The organism is Arthrobacter sp. YN (assembly GCF_002224285.1).
GTDB lineage: Bacteria > Actinomycetota > Actinomycetes > Actinomycetales > Micrococcaceae > Arthrobacter.
The window spans coordinates 1,407,126-1,427,382 of record NZ_CP022436.1 but is presented as its reverse complement, the minus strand read 5'-3'; the positions used below and the strand labels follow the sequence as shown (position 1 = coordinate 1,427,382).

The 20,257-nt window shown below is 63.6% G+C and carries 21 protein-coding genes and 1 riboswitch; of the genes, 7 read left to right on the top strand and 14 right to left on the bottom strand.

Features of this window, described 5'->3' with window-relative positions; genetic code table 11:
• Genes CGK93_RS23785 through CGK93_RS06525 form a run of 6 tightly spaced genes read right to left on the bottom strand, consistent with a single transcriptional unit; the run spans position 1 to position 4,420 of the window.
• Positions 1–153: a hypothetical protein gene (locus CGK93_RS23785; protein WP_167510385.1), complete on the bottom strand. Its 153-nt coding sequence runs from the start codon at positions 151–153 to the stop codon at positions 1–3.
• A 21-nt stretch (positions 154–174) separates the two neighbouring features.
• Complete coding sequence (locus CGK93_RS06545; RefSeq protein WP_089594131.1) at positions 175–1,143, bottom strand: YihY/virulence factor BrkB family protein; 969 nt, start codon at positions 1,141–1,143, stop codon at positions 175–177.
• A gap of 42 nt (positions 1,144–1,185) precedes the next feature.
• Positions 1,186–1,863 carry a 2'-5' RNA ligase family protein gene (locus CGK93_RS06540; protein ID WP_089597249.1) on the bottom strand — a complete coding sequence of 226 codons (678 nt, stop codon included), beginning with the start codon at positions 1,861–1,863 and terminating at the stop codon, positions 1,186–1,188.
• A gap of 4 nt (positions 1,864–1,867) precedes the next feature.
• Positions 1,868–2,989 (bottom strand): tryptophan--tRNA ligase, encoded by a 1,122-nt coding sequence (gene trpS, locus CGK93_RS06535; RefSeq protein WP_089594130.1) that lies wholly within the window; start codon positions 2,987–2,989, stop codon positions 1,868–1,870.
• Positions 2,990–3,009: 20 nt separating this feature from the next.
• Positions 3,010–3,843: an exodeoxyribonuclease III gene (locus CGK93_RS06530; RefSeq protein WP_089594129.1), complete on the bottom strand. Its 834-nt coding sequence runs from the start codon at positions 3,841–3,843 to the stop codon at positions 3,010–3,012.
• A gap of 10 nt (positions 3,844–3,853) precedes the next feature.
• Positions 3,854–4,420: a hypothetical protein gene (locus CGK93_RS06525; protein ID WP_089594128.1), complete on the bottom strand. Its 567-nt coding sequence runs from the start codon at positions 4,418–4,420 to the stop codon at positions 3,854–3,856.
• Positions 4,421–4,563: 143 nt separating this feature from the next.
• Here CGK93_RS06525 and CGK93_RS06520 point away from each other — a divergent pair, with 143 nt between their 5' ends.
• The gene (locus tag CGK93_RS06520) at positions 4,564–5,025 is read left to right on the top strand and encodes a pyridoxamine 5'-phosphate oxidase family protein (RefSeq protein ID WP_089597248.1); all 462 of its coding nucleotides are present in this window, start codon (positions 4,564–4,566) and stop codon (positions 5,023–5,025) included.
• An 81-nt stretch (positions 5,026–5,106) separates the two neighbouring features.
• Positions 5,107–5,595, top strand: a complete 489-nt coding sequence (locus CGK93_RS06515; RefSeq protein WP_089594127.1) for a pyridoxamine 5'-phosphate oxidase family protein — start codon at positions 5,107–5,109, stop codon at positions 5,593–5,595.
• Positions 5,596–5,625: 30 nt separating this feature from the next.
• Here CGK93_RS06515 and CGK93_RS06510 read toward each other — a convergent pair whose 3' ends face one another.
• The 5 genes from CGK93_RS06510 to glyA form a co-directional block, all read right to left on the bottom strand.
• Positions 5,626–6,459: an ABC transporter permease gene (locus CGK93_RS06510; RefSeq protein ID WP_089594126.1), complete on the bottom strand. Its 834-nt coding sequence runs from the start codon at positions 6,457–6,459 to the stop codon at positions 5,626–5,628.
• A complete protein-coding gene (locus tag CGK93_RS06505) occupies positions 6,456–7,304 on the bottom strand; it encodes an ABC transporter permease (protein ID WP_198318452.1) in 849 nt (282 codons plus the stop codon). The genes CGK93_RS06510 and CGK93_RS06505 overlap by 4 nt, the downstream gene beginning before the upstream one ends.
• Positions 7,305–7,326: 22 nt before the next feature.
• Positions 7,327–8,256: an ABC transporter ATP-binding protein gene (locus tag CGK93_RS06500; protein WP_089597244.1), complete on the bottom strand. Its 930-nt coding sequence runs from the start codon at positions 8,254–8,256 to the stop codon at positions 7,327–7,329.
• A 147-nt stretch (positions 8,257–8,403) separates the two neighbouring features.
• A complete protein-coding gene (locus CGK93_RS06495; RefSeq protein WP_089594125.1) occupies positions 8,404–9,297 on the bottom strand; it encodes a bifunctional methylenetetrahydrofolate dehydrogenase/methenyltetrahydrofolate cyclohydrolase in 894 nt (297 codons plus the stop codon).
• A 133-nt stretch (positions 9,298–9,430) separates the two neighbouring features.
• The gene (gene glyA / locus CGK93_RS06490) at positions 9,431–10,726 is read right to left on the bottom strand and encodes a serine hydroxymethyltransferase (protein ID WP_089594124.1); all 1,296 of its coding nucleotides are present in this window, start codon (positions 10,724–10,726) and stop codon (positions 9,431–9,433) included.
• 114 nt (positions 10,727–10,840) lie between these two features.
• A riboswitch (ZMP/ZTP riboswitch) is annotated at positions 10,841–10,926 on the bottom strand.
• A 35-nt stretch (positions 10,927–10,961) separates the two neighbouring features.
• Here glyA and purU point away from each other — a divergent pair.
• The 3 genes from purU to CGK93_RS06475 all read left to right on the top strand — a co-directional run bounded on the left by purU (position 10,962) and on the right by CGK93_RS06475 (position 13,092).
• Positions 10,962–11,813 (top strand): formyltetrahydrofolate deformylase, encoded by an 852-nt coding sequence (gene purU, locus CGK93_RS06485; RefSeq protein ID WP_089594123.1) that lies wholly within the window; start codon positions 10,962–10,964, stop codon positions 11,811–11,813.
• A gap of 21 nt (positions 11,814–11,834) precedes the next feature.
• Positions 11,835–12,500 (top strand): class I SAM-dependent methyltransferase, encoded by a 666-nt coding sequence (locus CGK93_RS06480; RefSeq protein WP_089594122.1) that lies wholly within the window; start codon positions 11,835–11,837, stop codon positions 12,498–12,500.
• Between the two features lie 73 nt (positions 12,501–12,573).
• A complete protein-coding gene (locus tag CGK93_RS06475) occupies positions 12,574–13,092 on the top strand; it encodes a gamma carbonic anhydrase family protein (protein ID WP_089594121.1) in 519 nt (172 codons plus the stop codon).
• Between the two features lie 18 nt (positions 13,093–13,110).
• On the opposite strand, the gene CGK93_RS06470 is transcribed toward CGK93_RS06475, so the two are convergent.
• Together CGK93_RS06470 and CGK93_RS06465 are read right to left on the bottom strand one after the other, a co-directional pair.
• Positions 13,111–14,820 (bottom strand): flavin monoamine oxidase family protein, encoded by a 1,710-nt coding sequence (locus CGK93_RS06470; RefSeq protein WP_198318373.1) that lies wholly within the window; start codon positions 14,818–14,820, stop codon positions 13,111–13,113.
• Positions 14,817–16,247: an amino acid permease gene (locus CGK93_RS06465; RefSeq protein WP_442857039.1), complete on the bottom strand. Its 1,431-nt coding sequence runs from the start codon at positions 16,245–16,247 to the stop codon at positions 14,817–14,819. Before CGK93_RS06465 ends, CGK93_RS06470 begins: the two co-directional genes overlap by 4 nt.
• A 194-nt stretch (positions 16,248–16,441) precedes the next feature.
• Here CGK93_RS06465 and alr point away from each other — a divergent pair, with 194 nt between their 5' ends.
• Both alr and CGK93_RS06455 read left to right on the top strand, forming a co-directional pair.
• Positions 16,442–17,689 (top strand): alanine racemase, encoded by a 1,248-nt coding sequence (gene alr, locus CGK93_RS06460; RefSeq protein WP_232481562.1) that lies wholly within the window; start codon positions 16,442–16,444, stop codon positions 17,687–17,689.
• A complete protein-coding gene (locus tag CGK93_RS06455) occupies positions 17,679–19,289 on the top strand; it encodes a PucR family transcriptional regulator (protein WP_089594119.1) in 1,611 nt (536 codons plus the stop codon). The genes alr and CGK93_RS06455 overlap by 11 nt, the downstream gene beginning before the upstream one ends.
• Here CGK93_RS06455 and CGK93_RS06450 read toward each other — a convergent pair.
• Positions 19,286–20,128: a carbon-nitrogen hydrolase family protein gene (locus tag CGK93_RS06450; protein ID WP_089594118.1), complete on the bottom strand. Its 843-nt coding sequence runs from the start codon at positions 20,126–20,128 to the stop codon at positions 19,286–19,288. The two genes, CGK93_RS06455 and CGK93_RS06450, sit on opposite strands and share 4 nt — an antisense overlap.
• Positions 20,129–20,257 lie beyond the last annotated feature (129 nt).

Below are 20,257 nucleotides of genomic sequence, written 5' to 3'. Positions count from 1 at the left end.
CTATCCGCGGCGGGGTCCCACCGCAGCTCCGACGAGGGCGCCAAGACCAACACCAATGAGGATGCCCAGAAAGGGCGAGTTGAAGACCAACTGACCAACGACGAGTCCCACCGCAGCCCCGAGCAGACAGGCGATCCACAACTGGTTGTTCATGCGGGCCTCCAGATAGAACTGTCAGGTGCGGGGCACCACGCGACGCGAACCAAGGACTTTCTTGCGCGGGGACTCCCCCGATGCCGTGTCAGCCTCGCGAATCGCTGACCAGGACGCCGAGACCAGATACACCTGGCTCACCAGGTTGAACCAGATCAGCAGACCGATAATGATGGCAAACGAGGCCAGCAACGGATTGTTACCAGCCCGAGCCAGCAGCTCCGTGCTGAATAACTGCAGGACGGTGGTCCCAACACCAGCGATAAGTACACCTTCCAGGAACCCGCGACGCCCCAACTTGAGTCCGGCTGCGATGCGGAACAGTACTGCCGCCGTCGCGCAGTTCAACAGAAAGGGAACCACAACCTTGACGGTAGCCGCAATCGGCGCCGCAACGGCCTCATCCAACTTCAGGATGTCAATAAGCCAGTCAGCCGCCGTCCCGAAAATCAGGGATGCACCGGCACTGATCACCAGCATGGCGCCAAGAAGCAGCAGGGCGCCGGCGTCAATAAGTTTCTGGAGAACAGGGTTTCTTTGGAGGGGGTCTAGAATCATGACACCCCGCACCCCCTCCCTGACGCTGGCAATCCAGCCGAGGGAGATGAAAACGGTGACGATCGCTGCGATGACGGCAGTCCAGCCTAGGCCCGAGGGGTTGAGCAGGGACTGGGGATCCACCAGTCCCTCGCCGCCATCTACCTGGAGTAGCCCCGGAGCCGCCACAGCTACGCTGTCAATCACAGCATCCTGGAGCGCTGGGCTGCCTCCCAGAACTATTCCGGCAACGGCAAAGCCGGTGGTGATCAGACCTGTGACCGAAAAGAACATGTTGAAGCCGATACCGGCACTCAACAATGGCCCGTGCTGGCGCGTGTAGTGCTGGAAAGAGCGCAAGGCGCGGAACGTGTTAAGTCTCGCAAGGAAGAGCGCAAAGAACGCGCCGGCCTTCTGCGGAAGGCCCTGCCCGCGCGCTTGGCGTGGCCCCAATCCTGCCTCTTGCGGAGAAGCTGGAGTTTGAGTTTTGCCAGCTCAGTGGGCAGCGGAGGAACGTCCGCCTGCGTGGCGTGAATTCGCTTGCTGTTCTTCGTCAGTATCGCCGCCAAAGTCGAGCTCTTCCCGTAGCTGCCATATTCCATTGGTGTCGTGCTCGTAAAGTCCCATGCTAACCACAGGGAAGGTCGCCCGGTAATCTCTGAGGACCGTTTCGGCCTCATCCAGATTTTCCTGGGCCACATCGTGGGCCACGGTGACGTGAGGATGGTACGGGAAGGGCAGCAATCGTTCGAGGGGCCCGGTTTGAAGTTTCTCGTGCAACTGCACGCACTCTTCAAAGCCTTCTTCCACGTTGACGAACACCACCGGTGAGACCGGCCGGAAAGAACCTGTTCCGGAAATGGTGATGTGGAAGGGTTCCTGGGTCCGGGCCACTTGCCGCACATGCTCGCGGGTAGCGGCCCAGTCCTGCGTAGGCGTGGTGGTGATCAGGGTGATGTGGGCAGGTATGACCTCGGCCATCGGGTCACCGAAGGAGGCGCGCCATTCCTGGAGTTCGCGGGCAATCTCCGGAGGAAAGCCGATGATGACGCCTACGCACATGGTGTCACCGTCGCCGCAGTCGGTGCCGGCAACACCCGTCTGGCGGGAGCCGTCCGGACCGACACCCTTGCGGGTGCCGGTCTTGACGTTGAGCTGGCCAGCGGAGCACATGGAGTTAGCGGACTCCCAGGTCGCGGTGGGCATCTCCGCGGTAGGGCAGGAAACCGACCTTGGAATAGACGTCCGCGAGAGTGGCTGAAGCGATGTCGCGTGCCTTGTCTGCGCCGAGGGCCAGGAGGCGGTCGAGTTCCGCGGGATCGGCCAGGAGCTCGTTGGCCCGCTCCCGGATAGGTGCCAGGTGCCCGGAGACGAGCTCAGCGAGGTCGACCTTGAGGTGCCCGTACATCTTGCCTTGGTAGTCTGCCACGATCTTCTCTACCGGTGTGCCGCTGATGGCCGAGTAGATGGTCAGCAGGTTTGATACACCCGGCTTGTTCTCACGGTCGTAGCGGATCTCGGTTTCAGTGTCCGTGACGGCCGACTTGATGCGCTTGGCCACCGTCTTGGGGTCATCCAGGAGGTTGATCAGGCCGGCGGGTGACTCCGCGGACTTGGACATCTTGGCGTTGGGGTTCTGGAGATCGTAGATCTTGGCCGATTCCTTCTGGATGAAGGCCTCCGGCACTTGGAACGTCTCCCCGAACCGGCTGTTGAAGCGGTTGGCGAGGTCCCGGCTGAGCTCCACGTGCTGCCGCTGGTCTTCGCCCACCGGCACACCGTGCGGCTGGTAAAGGAGAATGTCGGCGGCCTGCAGGATCGGGTACGTGAACAGGCCAACGCTGGCGTGGTCCGAACCCTGCTTCTGTGCCTTGTCCTTGAACTGCGTCATGCGGGCGGCTTCGCCCATGCCGGTGATGCAGTTCAAGACCCACGCGAGCTGGGCGTGCTCAGGGACCTGGGACTGGACAAACAGGGTGCACTTCTCCACGTCCACGCCGCCGGCGATGTACTGCGCGGCGGTGACTCGGGTGCGATGGGCGAGCTCGGCCGGGTCCTGCGGCACGGTGATGGCGTGCAGGTCCGGGATGAAGTACACGGCGTCGTACTCGTCCTGCATCCGGACCCAGTTGACCAGGGCGCCGAGGTAGTTGCCCAGGTGCAGGGAGTCAGCGGAGGGCTGCATGCCGGACAGGACACGGTGCTTTGCGCCAACGGCAAGCTTGGTGGATGTCACAGGCTTGGGTTCGGCGGAAGCATCAGCGGGTGCGCCGGTTTCAGTCGTGATGGAACTAGTCATGGAGGAATACCTTAGGGAGCTTAGAGCCGGTAGTCGACTACCAGCGGTGCGTGGTCGGAGAAGCGGGTGTCCCACGAAGGCGCCCGGTCCACGACAGCCGAGAAAGCGGCTGCTGCGAGGCCCGGTGTGGCCAGGTGGTAGTCGATGCGCCAGCCTGTGTCAGTGTCAAAGGCCTTACCGCGCTGCGACCACCAGGTGTAGGGGCCGGCGACATTTCCTGCCAGGCCCCTGTGGACATCCCTCCATCCGATTTCTTCGCCGAGGAAGCGGTCAAAGTACGCGCGCTCCTCCGGGAGGAAGCCGGCACGCTTGACGTTGCCCTTCCAGTTCTTGATGTCCAACTCTGTGTGTCCGACGTTGAGGTCGCCCACTACCAAAGCGTGGTCGCTGTGCTTGGCGAGCTCAGGCAGACGCACCGTCATGGCGTCGAGGAAGCGGAACTTGTCATCCTGCTTGGGGGTTCCCACTTCTCCGGAGTGCACGTAGGCGCTGACGACCGTGAGCGTGGTGGATTCGCCGGCACTGTTCTTGACGGTGTAGTCGGCTTCGACCCAGCGCCCGGACGTGTCGAAGTAGTCATCGCCAATACCGACGCGGGTGGCAGTGGGTTCCTCGCGGGAAGCGATGGCGACACCGGCGCGGCCCTTGGCCTCAGCTTCGGTGTGGAGGATGTGCCAGCCTTCGCCGATCAGCTTCCTGACGATGTCATCAGGTGCGCGGACTTCCTGCAGGCAGAGAATGTCAACCTCGCGGGGCTCCAGCCATTCCGCCATGCCGTTCTTGTAGGCAGCCCTCAGGCCGTTGACGTTAACTGACGCGATGCGAAGGAAGTCCTTCTTCAATGCCGTACTCACCCGGTCCACTCTAGTCGATGATGGTGCCGGCTACGGGCTCGTCCGAGCCGCCGGAAGACTTGATCATGTCGCGCGCATTGGTGGCCGTAATGGCGATGGTTTCCAGGGCGCGGTTGATGGTGTCCTGATCGGCGGCGCCGCCCTTGGCCCGCTCCTCATCCACAACACGGACCTGTACCTGGACGATCTTGAAGGAATGGTCCAGTTTGAGGTCGCGAACCTCATCTGATTTGCTGCGTTCGGCTACGACGCGCGTGCCACCGCTGTCAGCAGCGGACGACGACGGCGCGCGGCCGGCTGCGGCGTTGAACGCATTCTGCGCTTCGGTCAGCTTTGCGCCGGCCCGCTGCGCGGCCTTGCGGATGCTCAACACCACGAAACTGGCCAGAGCCAGCCAACCGAAGGCCACTACTGCGACGACCCAACCCACAACATCGTTCTGGTTTGCCGCGAAAATGACGGCCACCAGGAACGCGATGATGACGACGGTCATCCCCAGGCCGCCAATGCGGAAGCCCTTGAACATGCCTTTGCCGGCGGGGGACGTGGACGGGTGCGGGTCACCGAGAGATTGCATGGACCTATTCTCTCAAATCCATGAAGGTGCTTGTGCCCGCTTCCACGGACGGCGAACACAGCTTCAAGAGCAAACTTGAGGTAGTGACGACGCTTGGCTTGCGCACCCTAGGTCTCCGCTCTCCCGCTATGTATGCTCGGCACATGAGCACGGTTGAAGACCCACCAGAGGTACAGATCCTGAAAGTTCACGAATGTTGGAGACTCCTGCGTTCCAACTCCTTGGGACGGCTGGCACTGTCCAGCAGTTCAGGTCCCGAGATCTTTCCCGTCAACTATTTTCCGGAGGATGGGACCTTGATCTTGAGGACTGCGCCGGGAACCAAAATGGACGCGCTGATGGGCACAGAGCCTGTTGCCTTGGAAGCAGACGGCTTCAATTCCTACGGAACCATTGCGTGGAGCGTCGTAGCCAAAGGACTGCCGGAAGCCATCCCCTCCGATGACCCCAGCCAGGAAAGCACAGCCCACGATCTCTCGCCATGGGAACCGGGGACCAAGGATTTTCTGTTTCGCATCACGCCCACTGAACTCACCGGACGGCGGTTTGTCATCAGCGATTCAAAGCGTTGGTGGCCTGCCAGGGAACCCGAGACGGCACCATAAATCCTGCGCCCGACGCCGCACGTGAGGCGTCCTTAGTGCCACGAAACCCCTGCACGAGCCAAGCGGTTACGAGAGGTAATCATGAATGACTCCCCGGAAATCGGCAGCTCATCCACGCATCAGGAAGTCCCGGACCTGCCCTTCAACGCCTGCTGGGATCTGCTGGCCACTGAAACCATCGGCCGTATTGGCCTGATAGTGGATGACCATCCGGAGATCTTCCCGGTAAATTACGTCCTGTTTCGGCGCAACCCCGTGTTCCGCAGCAGCCCGGGGCGGAAGCTGTGGGGCGCACAAGCCTCCCGACCGGCTGTGTTGGAAATTGACGGATACGACGCCGCCACGGGCGAGGCCTGGAGCGTGGTGGCCCGTGGCGATACGGAGCTGATGACTGATCCGGAGGAAACAGCAGAAGTGGATGCCCTGGGGCTTGAGCCTTGGCAACCAGGGCCGAAAGACAACTACATCAGGCTTGTACCGAGGGCGCTGACAGGGCGCCGGTTCAAGGTCAATCCACCAGATCTGTGGAAGACAAGAACGAATGATGCCCGGCGGGCTTCCTTCGAGTAACCCCCGGGGCGGGTCTCCAGCGGGAACCTACTACTTCAGGAACAGTTGGCGCAGCCTTCCTGTGGTCAGCATGATCCCGAGAGCGATCATCACCAGGTAGTAGCCCACATGGACTGCAGTGGCCGGGCTGAACGAACCCACGCTGATCTGCCGCAGCAACTCCACGCCGTGCCACAGGGGCATGGCCTGGATGAACCACTGGATGACCTGCGGGTAGACGCTGAGCGGGTAGAACGTGGCGCTGAACAGGAACATGGGCAGCAGGAAGAAGTTGATCCAGTCCATCTGCTGGAAGGTCTTCATGAAGCTGGTGATGCCCATTCCGAAGCTCGCGAAACCGAACGCGATCAGCACCGAGGCAGGAATGACCAGGATGGCCCACCAACTGGTGAGCAAACCCATCACACCCATGACGGCGGTGAATCCCGTGGCGTAGAGCAGGCCCCGCAGGAGGGCCAGGAAGATCTCGCCGATCGCGACATCCAACGGCCCCAGGGACGTGTACAGCATCCCTTGGTAGAGCTTGGCGAAGTTCATCTTGAAGAAGACGTTCCACGTGGAGTCGTAGATCGCCCCGTTCATCGCCGAAACGGCCAGCAGCGCCGGTGCAATGTAGGCCGCGTAGCTGATCTCCCCGCCGCCAGGGCCTTGGACGGTGCCCACGATGGAGCCCATGCCCACGCCCATGGCCAGCAGGAACAGCACCGGCTCAAAGAACCCGGACACCATGACCAGCCAGGTGCTGGACTTGGCCGCCATCAATCCGCGGCCCACTACGGCTTTGGCATTGCGTGAATAAAGGGAGCCGAACTTCCGCTCCCGCGCACGATCCGTGGCGCTGTGTCCACCGGTCAGGACGCTCATGAGCCCATCCTTTTCACGAACTGGCGGCGGACAACCATCCAACCAACTGTGGCCGTCACCAGCAGGAACACCACGTGGATGATGGTCAGCACAGGGCTTTGATCCATCCCGTAGGTGAACACGCGGCTCAGCTCAGTCCCGTGCCACACAGGGGAAATCCATCCGATCCAACGGACAGCGATCGGCAGGGAATCCAGTGGGAAGAACGTCCCCGAGAACAGGAACAGCGGCATCACAATGAAGCGTTGCACCAGCGCAAACTGCCCCTTGTCCTGTTTGATGCTCGCCGCATAAGCCATCAGCGGCAGGCCAAAGGACAGGGCCGCCACGGTAGCCACGAGGGCCGATACCCAGCCCCACGGACCCGGCGAAGCACCGAACAGTGCCACCACCACGAAGTAGACCACCGACTGCAGGAGGAACCTCAGGGTGCTGGCCATGATGTGCCCGCTGGCGATTTGCTCGGGAATCAAGGGTGAGGCGTGCGGACCGTAGAAAACACGGCGCCACTTGAATCCGTCCATGATGGGATAGGAGAATTCCCCCGACGCCGTCATCACTGCAGCCGAGACCAACAACGCCGGAGCCACGAACTCCAAATAACTGACACCACCGAACGTGGCTTCGCTGTTGGCATCCACCAGGCTGGCCAAGCCAACCCCCATGGCAAAGAGATACGCCACGGGTTGCCCCACGCTGTACAGCACCACGGACCAGCCGTAATTGCGCATGACGCGGAGCACCTGCTCGGCGTAGAAAAAGGCGCCCCATCGCCGCGCCCTCGCGGCCGAAACCTCAGGTGAGTGGGCCCGCAACGGACGCTCCGCCGTCGTGCTTGGCGTGATTTCCGGGTCAGTCACCTGTCGCCTAATCAACAAGGCTCCTGCCGGTCAGCCGGAGGAACACGTCCTCCAGCGACGAGCGGCGGACCAGCGAGGTCATGGGGCGCAGCCCGCGGGCAGTGACCTGCTCCAACGCGGCCTCGCCGTCATGCGCATAGATGAGTACGCGGTCGGGCAGCGTTTCGAGCCGCTCACCGATGCCTTGAAGTTCGACGCCGATGGTCGCGTTCCGCTCGGACCCGAACCTGAGCTCGAGTACTTCGCGGGACGAGTGCTCGCGGATCAGGGCGGCGGGCGAACCCTCCGCCATGATCCGGCCCTTGTCCACCACGATCAGGCGATCGCAGAGTTGCTCGGCCTCATCCATATAGTGCGTGGTGAGGATCAGGGTGACGCCATTTTCCTTGAGCCGGAACAGCCGGTCCCAGAGGATGTGGCGGGCTTGTGGATCCAGACCGGTGGTGGGCTCGTCGAGAAGCAGGATTCGAGGCTCATTAATGAGCGAGCGGGCGATGGTGAGCCGCCGCTTCATGCCGCCGGAAAGTGCGTCGACCTTCGAGTTTGCTTTGTCCGTCAGCTGCGCGAATTCCAGCAGTTCGTCGGCCTTCGGCCGCAAGTAGCTCAGGGGCAGGCCAAAGTAACGTCCGTAGACGATCAGGTTCTCGCGGACCTTCAGCTCTTCGTCGAGGTTGTCCTGTTGCGGGACCACACCCAAATGCGCCCGGACTTCAGGGCCGTGCGACTCAGGATCCAAGCCCATGATGCTGAGCGTGCCCGAGGTGCGTTGGGAGACGCCCCCGATCATTTTCATCGTGGTGGACTTGCCGGCGCCGTTGGGGCCCAGCAGTCCGAAGGACTCCCCCGCCGGTACGTCGAAGGAGATGTTGTCCACGGCGGTGAGCTCACCATAGGCCTTGGTGAGATGCCGGGCGCTGATGACGGTGGGTCGGTTCATGTCGAAGCTGGATTGCGACGATTCAGTGGGAGTTGCGGAGCGGGTTGCTTCATTGTGCACCCTCAGCAGACTAGTAGCGCCCACGGACATGTGAAAGGGCTCTTGCAGATAATCTTGCAAGAGCCCTCCCGTTCAGCGCGTGTAAACCTAGGCGATGCCCGCCTGGCGCTCAGCACTCTCCACGACGTTCGCGAGCAGCATGGCACGGGTCATCGGGCCTACGCCGCCCGGGTTCGGGGACAGCCAAGCGGCGACGTCGGCAGCTGCCGGGTCCACATCTCCGGTGACAACAGCCTTGCCGTTGCCGTCGTCCACACGGCTGACGCCGACGTCGAGCACTATTGCACCCGGCTTGAGGTCTTCAGCCTTGATCATGTGCGGCACGCCGGCAGCGGCGATCACGACGTCGGCCTGCCTGAGTTCTGCGGGCAGGTCCACCGTTCCGGTGTGGGCCAGGACAACCGTGGCGTTGACTTCCTTGCGGGTCAGCAGGAGACCGATGGGGCGGCCGATGGTGACGCCACGGCCAACCACCAGGACGCGCTTGCCCTTGAGTTCGATGTTGTGGCGGCGGAGCAACTCCACACAACCCTTGGGCGTGCAAGGCAGCGGGGACTTCATCTCGCCATTGACGTTGGCCACCAGACGGCCAAGGTTCATCGGGTGCAGGCCGTCGGCGTCCTTGTCAGGGTCCATGGCTTCGAGGATGACGTCCTGGTCAATGTGCTTGGGCAGCGGAAGCTGGACGATGTAGCCCGTGCATTCCGGGTTGTCGTTGAGCTCGCGGACAACCTCCAAGAGGTCCTCCTGGCTGATGTCCTCGGGGAGGTCGCGGCGGATGGACTGGATGCCGACCTCGGCGCAGTCCTTGTGCTTGCCGCCGACGTACCAGGTGCTGCCGGGGTCGGAACCCACCAGGATGGTGCCCAGACCGGGGACGATTCCCTTGGCAGCGAGGACGGAAACGCGAGTGGTCAGTTCTGCCTTGATGGCTGCGGCGGTGGCCTTGCCGTCAAGGATCTGTGCGGTGGACTGTGTCATTCCATCTGCTCTTTCTGGTGGGTGACCTAATGGCTCATGCCAGCGGGACCCGCCGCCGTAGGTGTGGCGGCGGATCCCGTGGGCTCCGGTTCAATGCCCGGGTGATGCGTTGCTTAGCCGCGGAATCGCGGATTTACCACTGCTCGTGCTGCGGGTACAGCGGGAAGTCAGCGGCCAGCTTGTCGACGCGTGCCTGGAGGGCCTCGACATCCGCAGCGGAGCCCGCCTTGAGTGCGGTGGCGATGATCTCGGCAACCTCGGTGAACTCGGTGGCACCGAATCCGCGGGTAGCCAAGGCAGGGGTACCGATGCGGAGGCCGGAGGTGACCATCGGCGGGCGGGGGTCGAACGGAACAGCGTTGCGGTTCACGGTGATGCCCACGGAGTGCAGGAGGTCTTCGGCCTGCTGGCCGTCCAGTTGCGAGTTACGCAGGTCAACCAGGACCAGGTGAACGTCGGTGCCGCCAGTGAGGACCGAGACGCCGGCTTCGGCGACGTCGGACTGGTTGAGGCGGTCTGCGATGATCTTGGCACCTTCGAGGACGCGCTCCTGGCGCTCCTTGAACTCTTCGCTGCCGGCGATCTTGAAGGCGACAGCCTTGGCGGCGATGACGTGCATGAGCGGTCCGCCCTGCTGTCCCGGGAAGACGCTGGAGTTGAGCTTCTTGGCCCACTCCTGCTTGCCCAGGATCACACCGGAACGCGGACCCGCGAGGGTCTTGTGAACGGTGGAGGTGACGACGTCGGAGTGCGGGACCGGGCTCGGGTGCAGGCCGGCTGCCACCAGGCCCGCGAAGTGCGCCATGTCCGTCCACAGGAGTGCGCCCACTTCGTCGGCGATGGACCGGAAGGCGGCGAAATCGAGGTGGCGCGGGTACGCGGACCAGCCGGCGATGATGACCTGGGGCTTCTCGGCGATGGCCTGCTCGCGGAGCTTGTCCATGTCGATGCGGAAGTTGTCTTCTTCAACCTGGTAGGCAGCTACGTTGTAGAGCTTGCCGGAGAAGTTGAGCTTCATGCCGTGGGTAAGGTGGCCACCGTGTGCCAGGGACAGGCCGAGGATCTTATCGCCCGGGGTGATCATGGCGGAGAGTGCTGCAGCGTTCGCCTGGGCACCGGAGTGCGGCTGGACGTTGGCGTACTCGGCGCCGAAGAGTTCCTTGACGCGGTCAATGGCGAGCTGCTCGGCGACGTCGACGTATTCACAACCGCCGTAATAGCGACGGCCCGGGTAGCCCTCGGCGTACTTGTTGGTCAGGACGGAGCCCTGGGCTTCCATGACGGCGCGGGGGGCGAAGTTTTCGGACGCAATCATTTCCAGGGTGCCGCGCTGGCGGCCAAGTTCCTGGTTGAGGACTGCTGCGATCTCTGGATCGAGATCGGCGAGCGACTGGTTGCTGACAGACGCGGAAGTGGTTGAGGTAGTCACGGAGATCTCCTGGCTAGGCAACGGGTGGTGCTACAGGTCAGGCTACCGGCAGCAGCATTGCCTCGTCCCCCTCGGTTACGGAGGGATTGGTCACGTGCAGCGCGGTAAGACATGACCCTCGGCCCAGGCGTACGATCCGTGGTCTTCATGATTGCCGCTCCCTGGTGGTAGTCCACCCAACGCCAGTTGCGACCCATTAACAGTACAACAACGCAGCACAGGTAGGCTTGATCGTGTGACTGAATCCACCGCTTTCGTAGTAACACTTTCCTGCCCCGACCGCCCCGGCATCGTCCACGCGGTAGCTGGAGCCCTGCTTGCCGCCGGCTGCAATATCGCCGATTCCCAGCAGTACGGAAGCCCCAGCACAGGCAACTTTTTCATGCGCGTGGAGGCATCGACGTCGTCCTCCCAGGACGAATTGGCGTCCGCGCTGCGTCCGGTCGCCGAATCGTTCGGAATGACCTGGCAGATCAATCCTGTTGGCGAAAAGGTCCGCACCATCATCCTGTGCTCCAAGGACGCGCACTGCCTGAACGACCTCCTGTTCCAGCAGCGGACCGGCACCCTGCCCATTGATGTCCCTGCCATCGTGTCCAACCACCGTGACCTTGAGCCGCTGGCGGAGTTCTACGGCATCCCGTTCCACCACATCCCGGTGACGCCGGAAACCAAGCCCCAGGCCGAGGCGCAGCTGTTGAAGCTCATTGCCGATCACGATGTCGAGTTGACCGTCCTGGCCCGGTACATGCAGGTCCTTTCCAACGATCTGTGCACGGAGTTGAACGGCAAGGCCATCAATATCCACCACTCCTTCCTGCCCTCCTTCAAGGGCGCCAAGCCGTACCACCAGGCCCACGCGCGCGGAGTGAAGATCATCGGCGCCACCGCCCACTACGTCACGGCCGACCTCGACGAGGGCCCGATCATCGAGCAGGAAGTCATCCGCGTCGACCACGCACGCACGGCTGCACAGTTCGTCCAGATGGGCCGCGACGTCGAAGGCCGTACGCTGGCCCAGGCGGTCCAGTGGCATGCCGAACACCGAGTGCTCCTGGACGGCACCCGGACCGTGGTGTTCAACTAACAGCGCTCCTATGCTGAGGGTATGCGGGGCATTCCTCACGCCGAGCACGAGGCTGATTTGGCGGTCTACTACGACCGTCAGGCGCCTGTCCGGAACACCCGCGCGCTCACGCCACACCGTGTCGAGAGCAGAGAATGGTTCATCCGGCTCCTGAAATCCGAACACCGTCATTCCTTGTTCGAGCTGGGGTGCGGCACGGGCGTTGAGGGCTTGGAGTTTGTCCGCGCCGGACTGCACTACACCGGGGTGGACTTGTCTTCTGAGAGCGTCCATCTGGCGCGCTCGGCCGGGTTGGAGGCTACCGTCGCCAGCGGCCGCAGCCTGCCCTTCGCGGATGCTGTCTTTTCAGCTGCGTGGACCATGAGCACGCTCCTGCATGTCCCCAACAGCGGAATTCACGACGTCGTCAGCGAACTTGTGCGGGTCACCGCACCTGGTGCGCCAATCGCCGTCGGACTCTGGTCAGGTGAGGATTGCGAGGTCCTCAACCCGGAGGACCTCGAGGAACCGCGGCGGTTCTTCAGCCGTCGCAGCGATGACACTGTGCGCAGGATTTTCGGCGAGCATGGCTCGGTTGAACATTTCCGGACGTGGCCTGAGGGTGTGGGCGTGGAGTCCGGGCCGGGCGCGGGCAACTGGGTACAGCACTACCAATTCCTGGTCCTCCGCACCCCTGCACCCAACTGAGTAACAGCAAACGTCCCACTGACGGCCCATAGCGACGTTTGCTGTTACCCAGTTGGGAAATAAGCTGGGCAGCATGGCTCCCTCTTACACTTTCGCCGGGGACACCCCGGCCATTCATGAATCCGCCTTCGTGGCACCCACTGCATCCATTATCGGCAAGGCCACGTTGGCCCAGGACTCCAGCGCCTTCTACGGTGTCTCCGTCCGCGCCGATACGGCTGCAATCAGCGTCGGCGCGGGCTCCAACCTCCAGGACAATGTAGTCCTCCACGCCGACCCGGGCTTCCCCTGCACCGTCGGCGAGCGCGTCTCCGTGGGGCACAGCGCCGTGGTCCACGGGTGCACTGTGGAGGACGACTGCCTGATCGGCATGAGCGCCACCATCCTCAACGGCGCGGTCATCGGCACGGGCTCGCTCATTGCCGCCGGCGCCGTGGTGTTGGAAGGCACGGTCATTCCCCCACGCTCCCTGGTGGCTGGCGTGCCCGCGAAGGTCCGCCGTGAACTCACCGATGAGGAGTTTGAGGGCGTGAAGCACAACGCCGCGCACTACAAGGAACTCGCGGCGGCGCACCGGGACATGCACGCTTAAAAGGCAAAGGCAACGGGATCAGTCCAGCGAGATCGGGCCGAGCTCGTCCAGCAGGTCGCCCGGTCCGGGGTTACCGGCAGCGGACGTGCCGCCGAGGTGGTTCACCACGCCCCACACGGCGTTGAGACCAGTGGTCACGGCGCCCTCGGCCCAGCCTGCGGTGAAGGACACGTCATCTCCGGCGAGGAAGATGCCGCGTTGGTGCTCCGGCAACTGGTCCTGCTTGAAGTGCGTGAACAGGCGCTGCTGGTACCGGTAGTGCCCCGGCAGGTTGGCCTTGAACGCACCCATGAAGTTGGGGTCCGCTTCCCAGGACACCGTGATCGGCTGCCCCACGATGTGGCTGGCAATATCCACGCCCGGGTAGATCTGCTGCAGCGAGTGGAGCATCAGCTTCACGCGCTCGTCGGCGCTGAGGGCCAGCCATTTCAGGGCGTCATCGTTCCACGTGTAGGACAGGAGCATGACGGCGGGCTTGTCCGGACCGTCGTCGAGCAGGTACGTGGCCCGGTTGAGGCGGTCGGTGAGTGTCATGGACAGGACCTCGCGGCCGGTTTCGGGATCGATGTCCTTCCAGAACGGCCGGTCCACCATCACGAAGGTCTTGGAGGACTGCATGTAGTGCGAACGCTCGATCGCGGTCCACAGCTCGGCCGGGAACAACGCTTCCTCGGTGTGGATGCGCGTGGACAGCAGCCAGGACTGGCAGGTGGTCACCACTGCTTGGTAGGTGGCTTCGCGTCCCCAGTTTTCGCGGACCAGCAGGTCGCCATTCTCTGCGCGGCGGATGTTGTCCACGGCTCCGCGCGGGGAACCGCTGTGCAGGGACGCCAACGAGGTGCCTTGGGGCCAGTGAGCAAGGTTCGACGGCGCATGGTTCCAGAGTGCCTCGGGGAGCCTTTGCGCTCCTCCCGCAATGGAGCGGTGCTGATCGTCCGCGTCGGTGTAGACCACGCGGAGGATTTCGAGGATGGAGTTGGGGAAGTCTGTGTCCCAACCGCCGGTACCGAAGCCCACTTGGCCGAACGCCTCGCGGTGTGCGAAGCCGGCTTCCTTGAAGGACTTGCTGGCGGCGATGAAGCCGTAGAAGGTCTGCTCGTCGAGTTCCGGGAGGAGCGCGTTCCAGATTTCCTTGATCCGCTTGGTGTCGCGGGCCTTGATGGCTTCCTGCATCTCCGCGAAGGCTGCACCGTCGTTGACTGCGGCTTTCCAGGCGTCGGCTACTTCGAGGAAAAACTCCGGCAGCTCATCGGCCGTGGTGGCGTAGTGCTTCTTACCCGCGAGCTCAATCACCGTGGAGGAGGTTGCGGGCGCCATGGGGTTGGGAAATTCGTTGGTGTCCAGGCCTAGCAGGTCCACGTAGTGGTAGAACGCCTTGCCGGAGACCGGGAAGCGCATGCCACCAAGGTCCGCCACCACGCCGGGCGCCGACGGGAAGCTCGCAGTCCTCAGACGCCCACCGATTTGGTCGGCCTCGTAAATCACCGGCTTGAGGCCAAGTTTCATCAGCTCGTAGGCGGTGACCAGCCCGGACAGGCCGGCGCCGATAATGGCTACTTCCGTGCCATAAAGCTCCTCGGGAACCGCGCCCAGTCCGTCGGGGTGGGCCAGGTAGTGGTCGTAGCTGAACGGGAAGTCCGGGTTCAGCATGGTGATGGGGGCTCCAGCTGCCTCCGAGGAGGGGGCACCTGGTTTCTCGAGGACAGGGAGTTCAGTGGCGATGGTCATGAGTTTGCTGCTTTCACAGATTCCGGGCTCACGGCCCTGGCGGTCATTTCACGGTAGTCCTGCTCGCTGAGCTCGGCTACCTTGGAGTTCCGGCGTCCATAGCCGAAGTAGATGGCGATGCCCACCAGCATCCAGACACCAAACGTGATCCAGGTGTCGGCGCCCAGGTTGAGCATGAGGTACGCACACATCAGCGTGCCAAGTATCGGCGTGATGGGGTAGAGCGGGACCCGGAAGCTGCGCTCAAGATCGGGCCGGTTGCGACGCAGGTAGATGACCGCAACGTTGACCAGTGCAAAGGCAAAGAGTGTGCCAATGCTGGTGGCGTCCGCCAGTGCACCGAGCGGAACCAAGCCGGCAGTGAGGGCGACGGCGGTCCCGATGATCAGCGTTCCGGCCACCGGAGTGCCGGTGCGGCGGGAGACGCGGCCAAAGACTTTGGGCACCATGCCATCGCGGGACATGGAAAGCAGGATGCGGGTCTGGCCGTAGAGAACTGTCAGTACGATGCTGGCGATGGCGAGCACAGCACCGATGGAGAAGACCAGGGCGATCCAGGGCTGGCCCGTGATCTCGTGCAGGATCTGCACCAGCGCAGCTTCAGTACCGTCGAACCAGTCCCACGGACGGGCACCGATGGCCGCAACGGCAACCAGGACGTAGATACTGGTGACGATCACCATGGAGAGCATGATGGCACGGGGCAGGTCACGCTTGGGGTTCTTGGCTTCCTCGCCTGCCGTAGAAGCTGCGTCGAAACCGATGTAGGAGAAGAAGACGCTGGATGCGGCTGCAGAAACACCAGCGGCACCCATCGGCAGCAGCGGCTCGAAGTTGCCTGCGTTGAAGGCGGTGAAGGCCACAGCGCAGAAGAAGATCAGGATGCCCACCTTGATGACGACGATCGCAGTGTTGATCCAGGCGCTCTCGCGGGCTCCGCGGACCAGCAGGATCATGGCCAGGACCACGATCACCATGGCCGGCACGTTCACCAGACCGCCATCCCCTGGCGGCTGGCTCATGGCATCCGGCAGGACTTGGCCGAACGCGGCCAGAGTCTCGTTCACGTACTGCCCGGCGCCAACAGCAACGGCCGCCACTGAGACGGCGTACTCCAGCACCAGGCACCAGCCGCAAATCCACGCCATGCCCTCGCCCATGGTGGCGTAGGAGTAGGAGTAACTGGAGCCAGCCACCGGAACCAGCCCGGCCATTTCGGCGTAGGACACTGCGGAGAGCAGCGCAGCCAAACCGGCAATGACGAATGAGATCCAGATGGCCGGCCCTGCCAGCGGCACTGATTCGCCAAGGATCACCAGGATGCCGGTGCCAAGAGTAGCGCCGACGCTGATCATGGTCAGCTGGAGGACGCCGAAGCTGCGGACCAGCTGGTTTCCGCCCTCGCCGCTTCCGGCTTCGCTGACCATCTGGCCGATCGGCTTGCGGCGCAGGAGTTGCGCGCCGAGGCTCGGCCTGACGGCGCTTGCTGCCGCCGGGTTTTTGGTGTTCACAGGCACAGTCACCCTTGACGTCCCTTCAAAGTAGTTTCGATTTCCCCTCCACAAGACTGGCATGTGAGCCACCTCTCACCGCGGTGCAAAATGACCTATAGTGTTCAACCATGAGACGTAATGCACACTATCAAGGAGCTGCTCCGGCCGCCCTGTCAGGACAGGTCACCGTGGACCTGTCCGCGATTTCAGACAATGTCACAGCACTGAAAAAGCGCACCGAGGCGCCGCATTTCATGGCCGTAGTGAAGGGGAACGCTTACGGACATGGCTTGGTGGAAGTAGCCCGCACCGCAGTAGAGGCGGGGGCGGACTGGCTGGGAACCGCCCAGCTCACCGAGGCAATTGCCCTTCGCCAAGCAGGCATTACGGTCCCCATCCTCTCGTGGCTGTATCTGGCATCCCAGACAAGTGCCACCATTCTTGAAGCACTGAAAAACGACATTGATGTGTCGCTCGGAAGCGTCAGCCAACTGGAGGTGCTGGCAGGCATCGCGGAACGCGTTGGCCGCCCCGCCGTCGTACATCTTGAACTGGACAGCGGACTGAGCCGCGGCGGTGCACGCAAGGAAGATTGGGCTGAACTCGTCCATGCCGCCCGTCAGGCCGAACTGGACGGCACCCTCCGCGTCCGGGGGCTGTGGACCCACCTGGCCTGGGCCGATGTGCCCGCCCACCCGGGCAACGCCACCGCCGTCGCAGAGTTCGAGGACGCTGTGCGGGAAGCCCATGAGGCGGGCCTGAACCCGCAGCTCCGGCATGTTTCCAGTTCGGCGAACATCCTGGACCGGCCCGAATTCCATTTCGACATGGTCCGGGCAGGGCTGGCCATCTACGGCCTGGCACCGGCCGACCACCTCAACCCGGCGGATTTCGGCCTGCGCCCAGCGCTCAGCGTGACGGCACCCTTGGTCATGGTCAAGAAAGTCCCGGCCGGGACCGGTGTCAGCTACGAACACCAGGCCATCACCTACGAGCCGCGCTACCTCGGGCTCATTCCGCTCGGTTACGCAGATGGCATCCCCAAGGGCATCAGCGGCCGGTCCGTAGTGAACATCGCGGGCCGCAGCGTGCCGGTGATCGGCAAGGTCTGCATGGACCAGTTCATGGTGGACCTCGGCCCGGACGCTTCGGGAATCGACGTCGGAGACACCGCGGTGTTGTTCGGCGATCCTGCGTCCGGGGCGGCGAGCGCCGACGACTGGGGTGCTGCAATCGGCAGTCACGGCGACGAGATCATCAACAGGATCGCGCCCCGCCTGCCACGCGCCTACGCAAGCGGCGCCGACCGGGACAGCGCTTACGAGTGCCCCGACTACCAGGAGCCGGCCGCCGCCGGGCAGGGCAATGTCGCCTGAACCCGCCACCGCCCGCCTGAGTTTCGTCACGCTCGAACAATTTGTGGAGCAGCTGCCGCCGGAGTTGACAATGCTTCACGACGGCGGCAGCGGCGCCTCGTTGCTGAGGTGGGTGGAACCGAGTGAGCTTGAGGACCCCACGCCGTACCTTCCCGAGGGCGAGTTCCTCCTCACCGCCGGGCTGCCTTTCCTGGGGAAGGGCGGCTCGGCGGCCAAGGTGGATGCCTACGTCCAGCGGCTGGTGGACGCGAAAGTGGCGGCGCTGGGCTTCGGCATCAGGCCATACTTCGACGCCGTACCGGACGTGCTGCTTGACGCTTGCCGCAAGCACAACCTCACGTTGTTCGAGGTCCCGGAATCCGTGCCGTTCGCAGCGATCGGGCTGGAGTTCTCCCAGCTGCTGGAGACGGACAATGCGCGGGTCTTCCGCCAACTTGCCGAGACCAACCGCCAACTTATGCGGGCAGTCCTCTCCCCCAGGCCCGAACACGAATTGCTCGCCGCACTGGTGCAGCGGGTGCCGGTGTGGGCCGTGCTGGTGGGGGCCGACGGACGGGTCCGGGCGCGCGGTCACAGTGCCGGCGGCAGCACCGGCGTCGAGCATTCATTGCTGTCGCCGATGCTGGAGCGACTGTTGTCCGGCAGCGGGCCGCGCGTTGAGATGGACGGCTTCGAACAACCCGGTTCGGCGCTGGTGTTTGGGCATCCGCTGCGGAGCACCAAGGACGCGAACCTCGGGGCCTTGATCCTGGGTTCGGATGCACCGTTGACGCCTGCACAGAACAACGTGGTGCAGTCGGCTGTGGGGTTGTTGGAACTGCTGGTGCGGCAAAGGACCAGTGGGTCGCTGGCCCCCAGCCAGCTGGCCACGGCGGTGCTGCTGCACCCGGACTCGTTGACGTCCGGCTCCACCAAACAGGTCAACGGCCTGAAGGACCTGCTGGCCCAGAGTTTGTCCTCCACCAGATCCGGGCAGATGCGCGTGGTGCAAGGCGTCCGGGTGGACGGCGCTGCTGACGACGGGCCGGTTCGCGAGTTGCTGCAATGGCGGAGGCTCTTCGACACCAAGCTCGTGGAGATCACCGAGTATGGTTTCGCGGCAATTACCCGGTTGAAGGTGGACGACGCGTTGCTGGCCGACATCGAGAAACTGGGATGGCGCCTGGTGATAGGCGAACCGACCGAGCTCACGGGACTCGCCGCCGCCTACCAGCGGGCCACCTCATTGCGCAGCCGCGTGGTCACCACCGGCAAGAGCGCCCGGGTGGATGAAGTGACCTGGTCAGTTGCGGGGCTGCTGGGGCGCGAAGCCGGAACCCTGTTGGCGGAGCGGCTCCTCGCGCCTGTGCTCTCACTCGAACCGGACCGGCGCGATCCGTTGCTGTCCGTGCTTCGCGGCTGGCTCAGCGAAAACGGCAGTTGGGACGGCTCAGCCAAACTCCTGGGACTGCACCGGAACAGCGTGCGGCGGCAGATCGGCGTGCTGGGCGAGCTGCTGGACATGGACCTCAACCAGGCACAGGTGCGTGCCGAGCTGTGGTTTGCGTTGCAGTACGTGGAGGAGTTGATCGGCTCCGTGACAGACGGGGTTGTCGCCTAACTGCGCTGCTCCCACTGCTTGTAGAGTTCCGGCCGGCGTTCGCGCAGGTACGGGACTTCCTCCCGTGCGGACTTCACCGTCTGCGTGCCGACTTCGGCGAACAGCAGCGCGGCCCCGTCCCCTGCCGCGGCGAGCAACGAGCCGTCCGGACCGGCCACCACGCTGCCGCCCAGGAACGAGTAGATATCCTCGTGGCCGGAGTGGTTGGCGTACGCCACGTTGAGCTGGCTTTCCAACGCACGGGCACGGATCAGCACCTGCGGGACATTCTCGAATCCAGCGGACAGCGCAGTGGGAACCAGCAACAGCTCCGCGCCCCTCGTCGCTGCAGCGCGCACGGCTTCAGGGAACTCAACGTCATAGCAGATCAGCATCGACGTACGGATCCCGTTGAAATCCACGACGGCGGGAGGTTCTTGGGCGCCGACAAACGCCTTGTGTTCCTCCGGACCGAAGAGGTGGACCTTGGCGTACTTGAGGACTTCGTTGCCCGAAGCGTCCAGCAAAGTAGCCGTGATGTGCCAGCGACCACCGGCGGAAGCCGGCTGAGCGCCGTCGTCGTGGGCTGTTTCTTCCGCGGCCGGCGCCGGAAGGCTGTACACCAGGCCAATGCTGTGCCGGCGGGCAATGTCCGCCAGGCGTTCCCGGATGCCGGGAAGCGTGGCCGGATCAAATTCGGCATGCAAGCGCAGCGGCGCGTATCCAACGGGGAACAGCTCTGGAGTGAGCAGCAAGCCTGCTCCTGCCTGGGCGGCGCGATGGGCGGCGTCGTCGATCGTTCGGAGATTGGCGTCGACGTCCATGACGGAAGCGTTCGCCTGCAGGACGGAGAGCAGCATCTTTACCACCTAGGTTTTCGCCTGGTCGCGGCGCACACGGGTGCCCCGACGTTTCTTGATTCCAGCGTAGGCCCGGGACACGTTCACGGGGTGGGGCATTTGGACCCGTACGCCGCCAAATCGGGACGC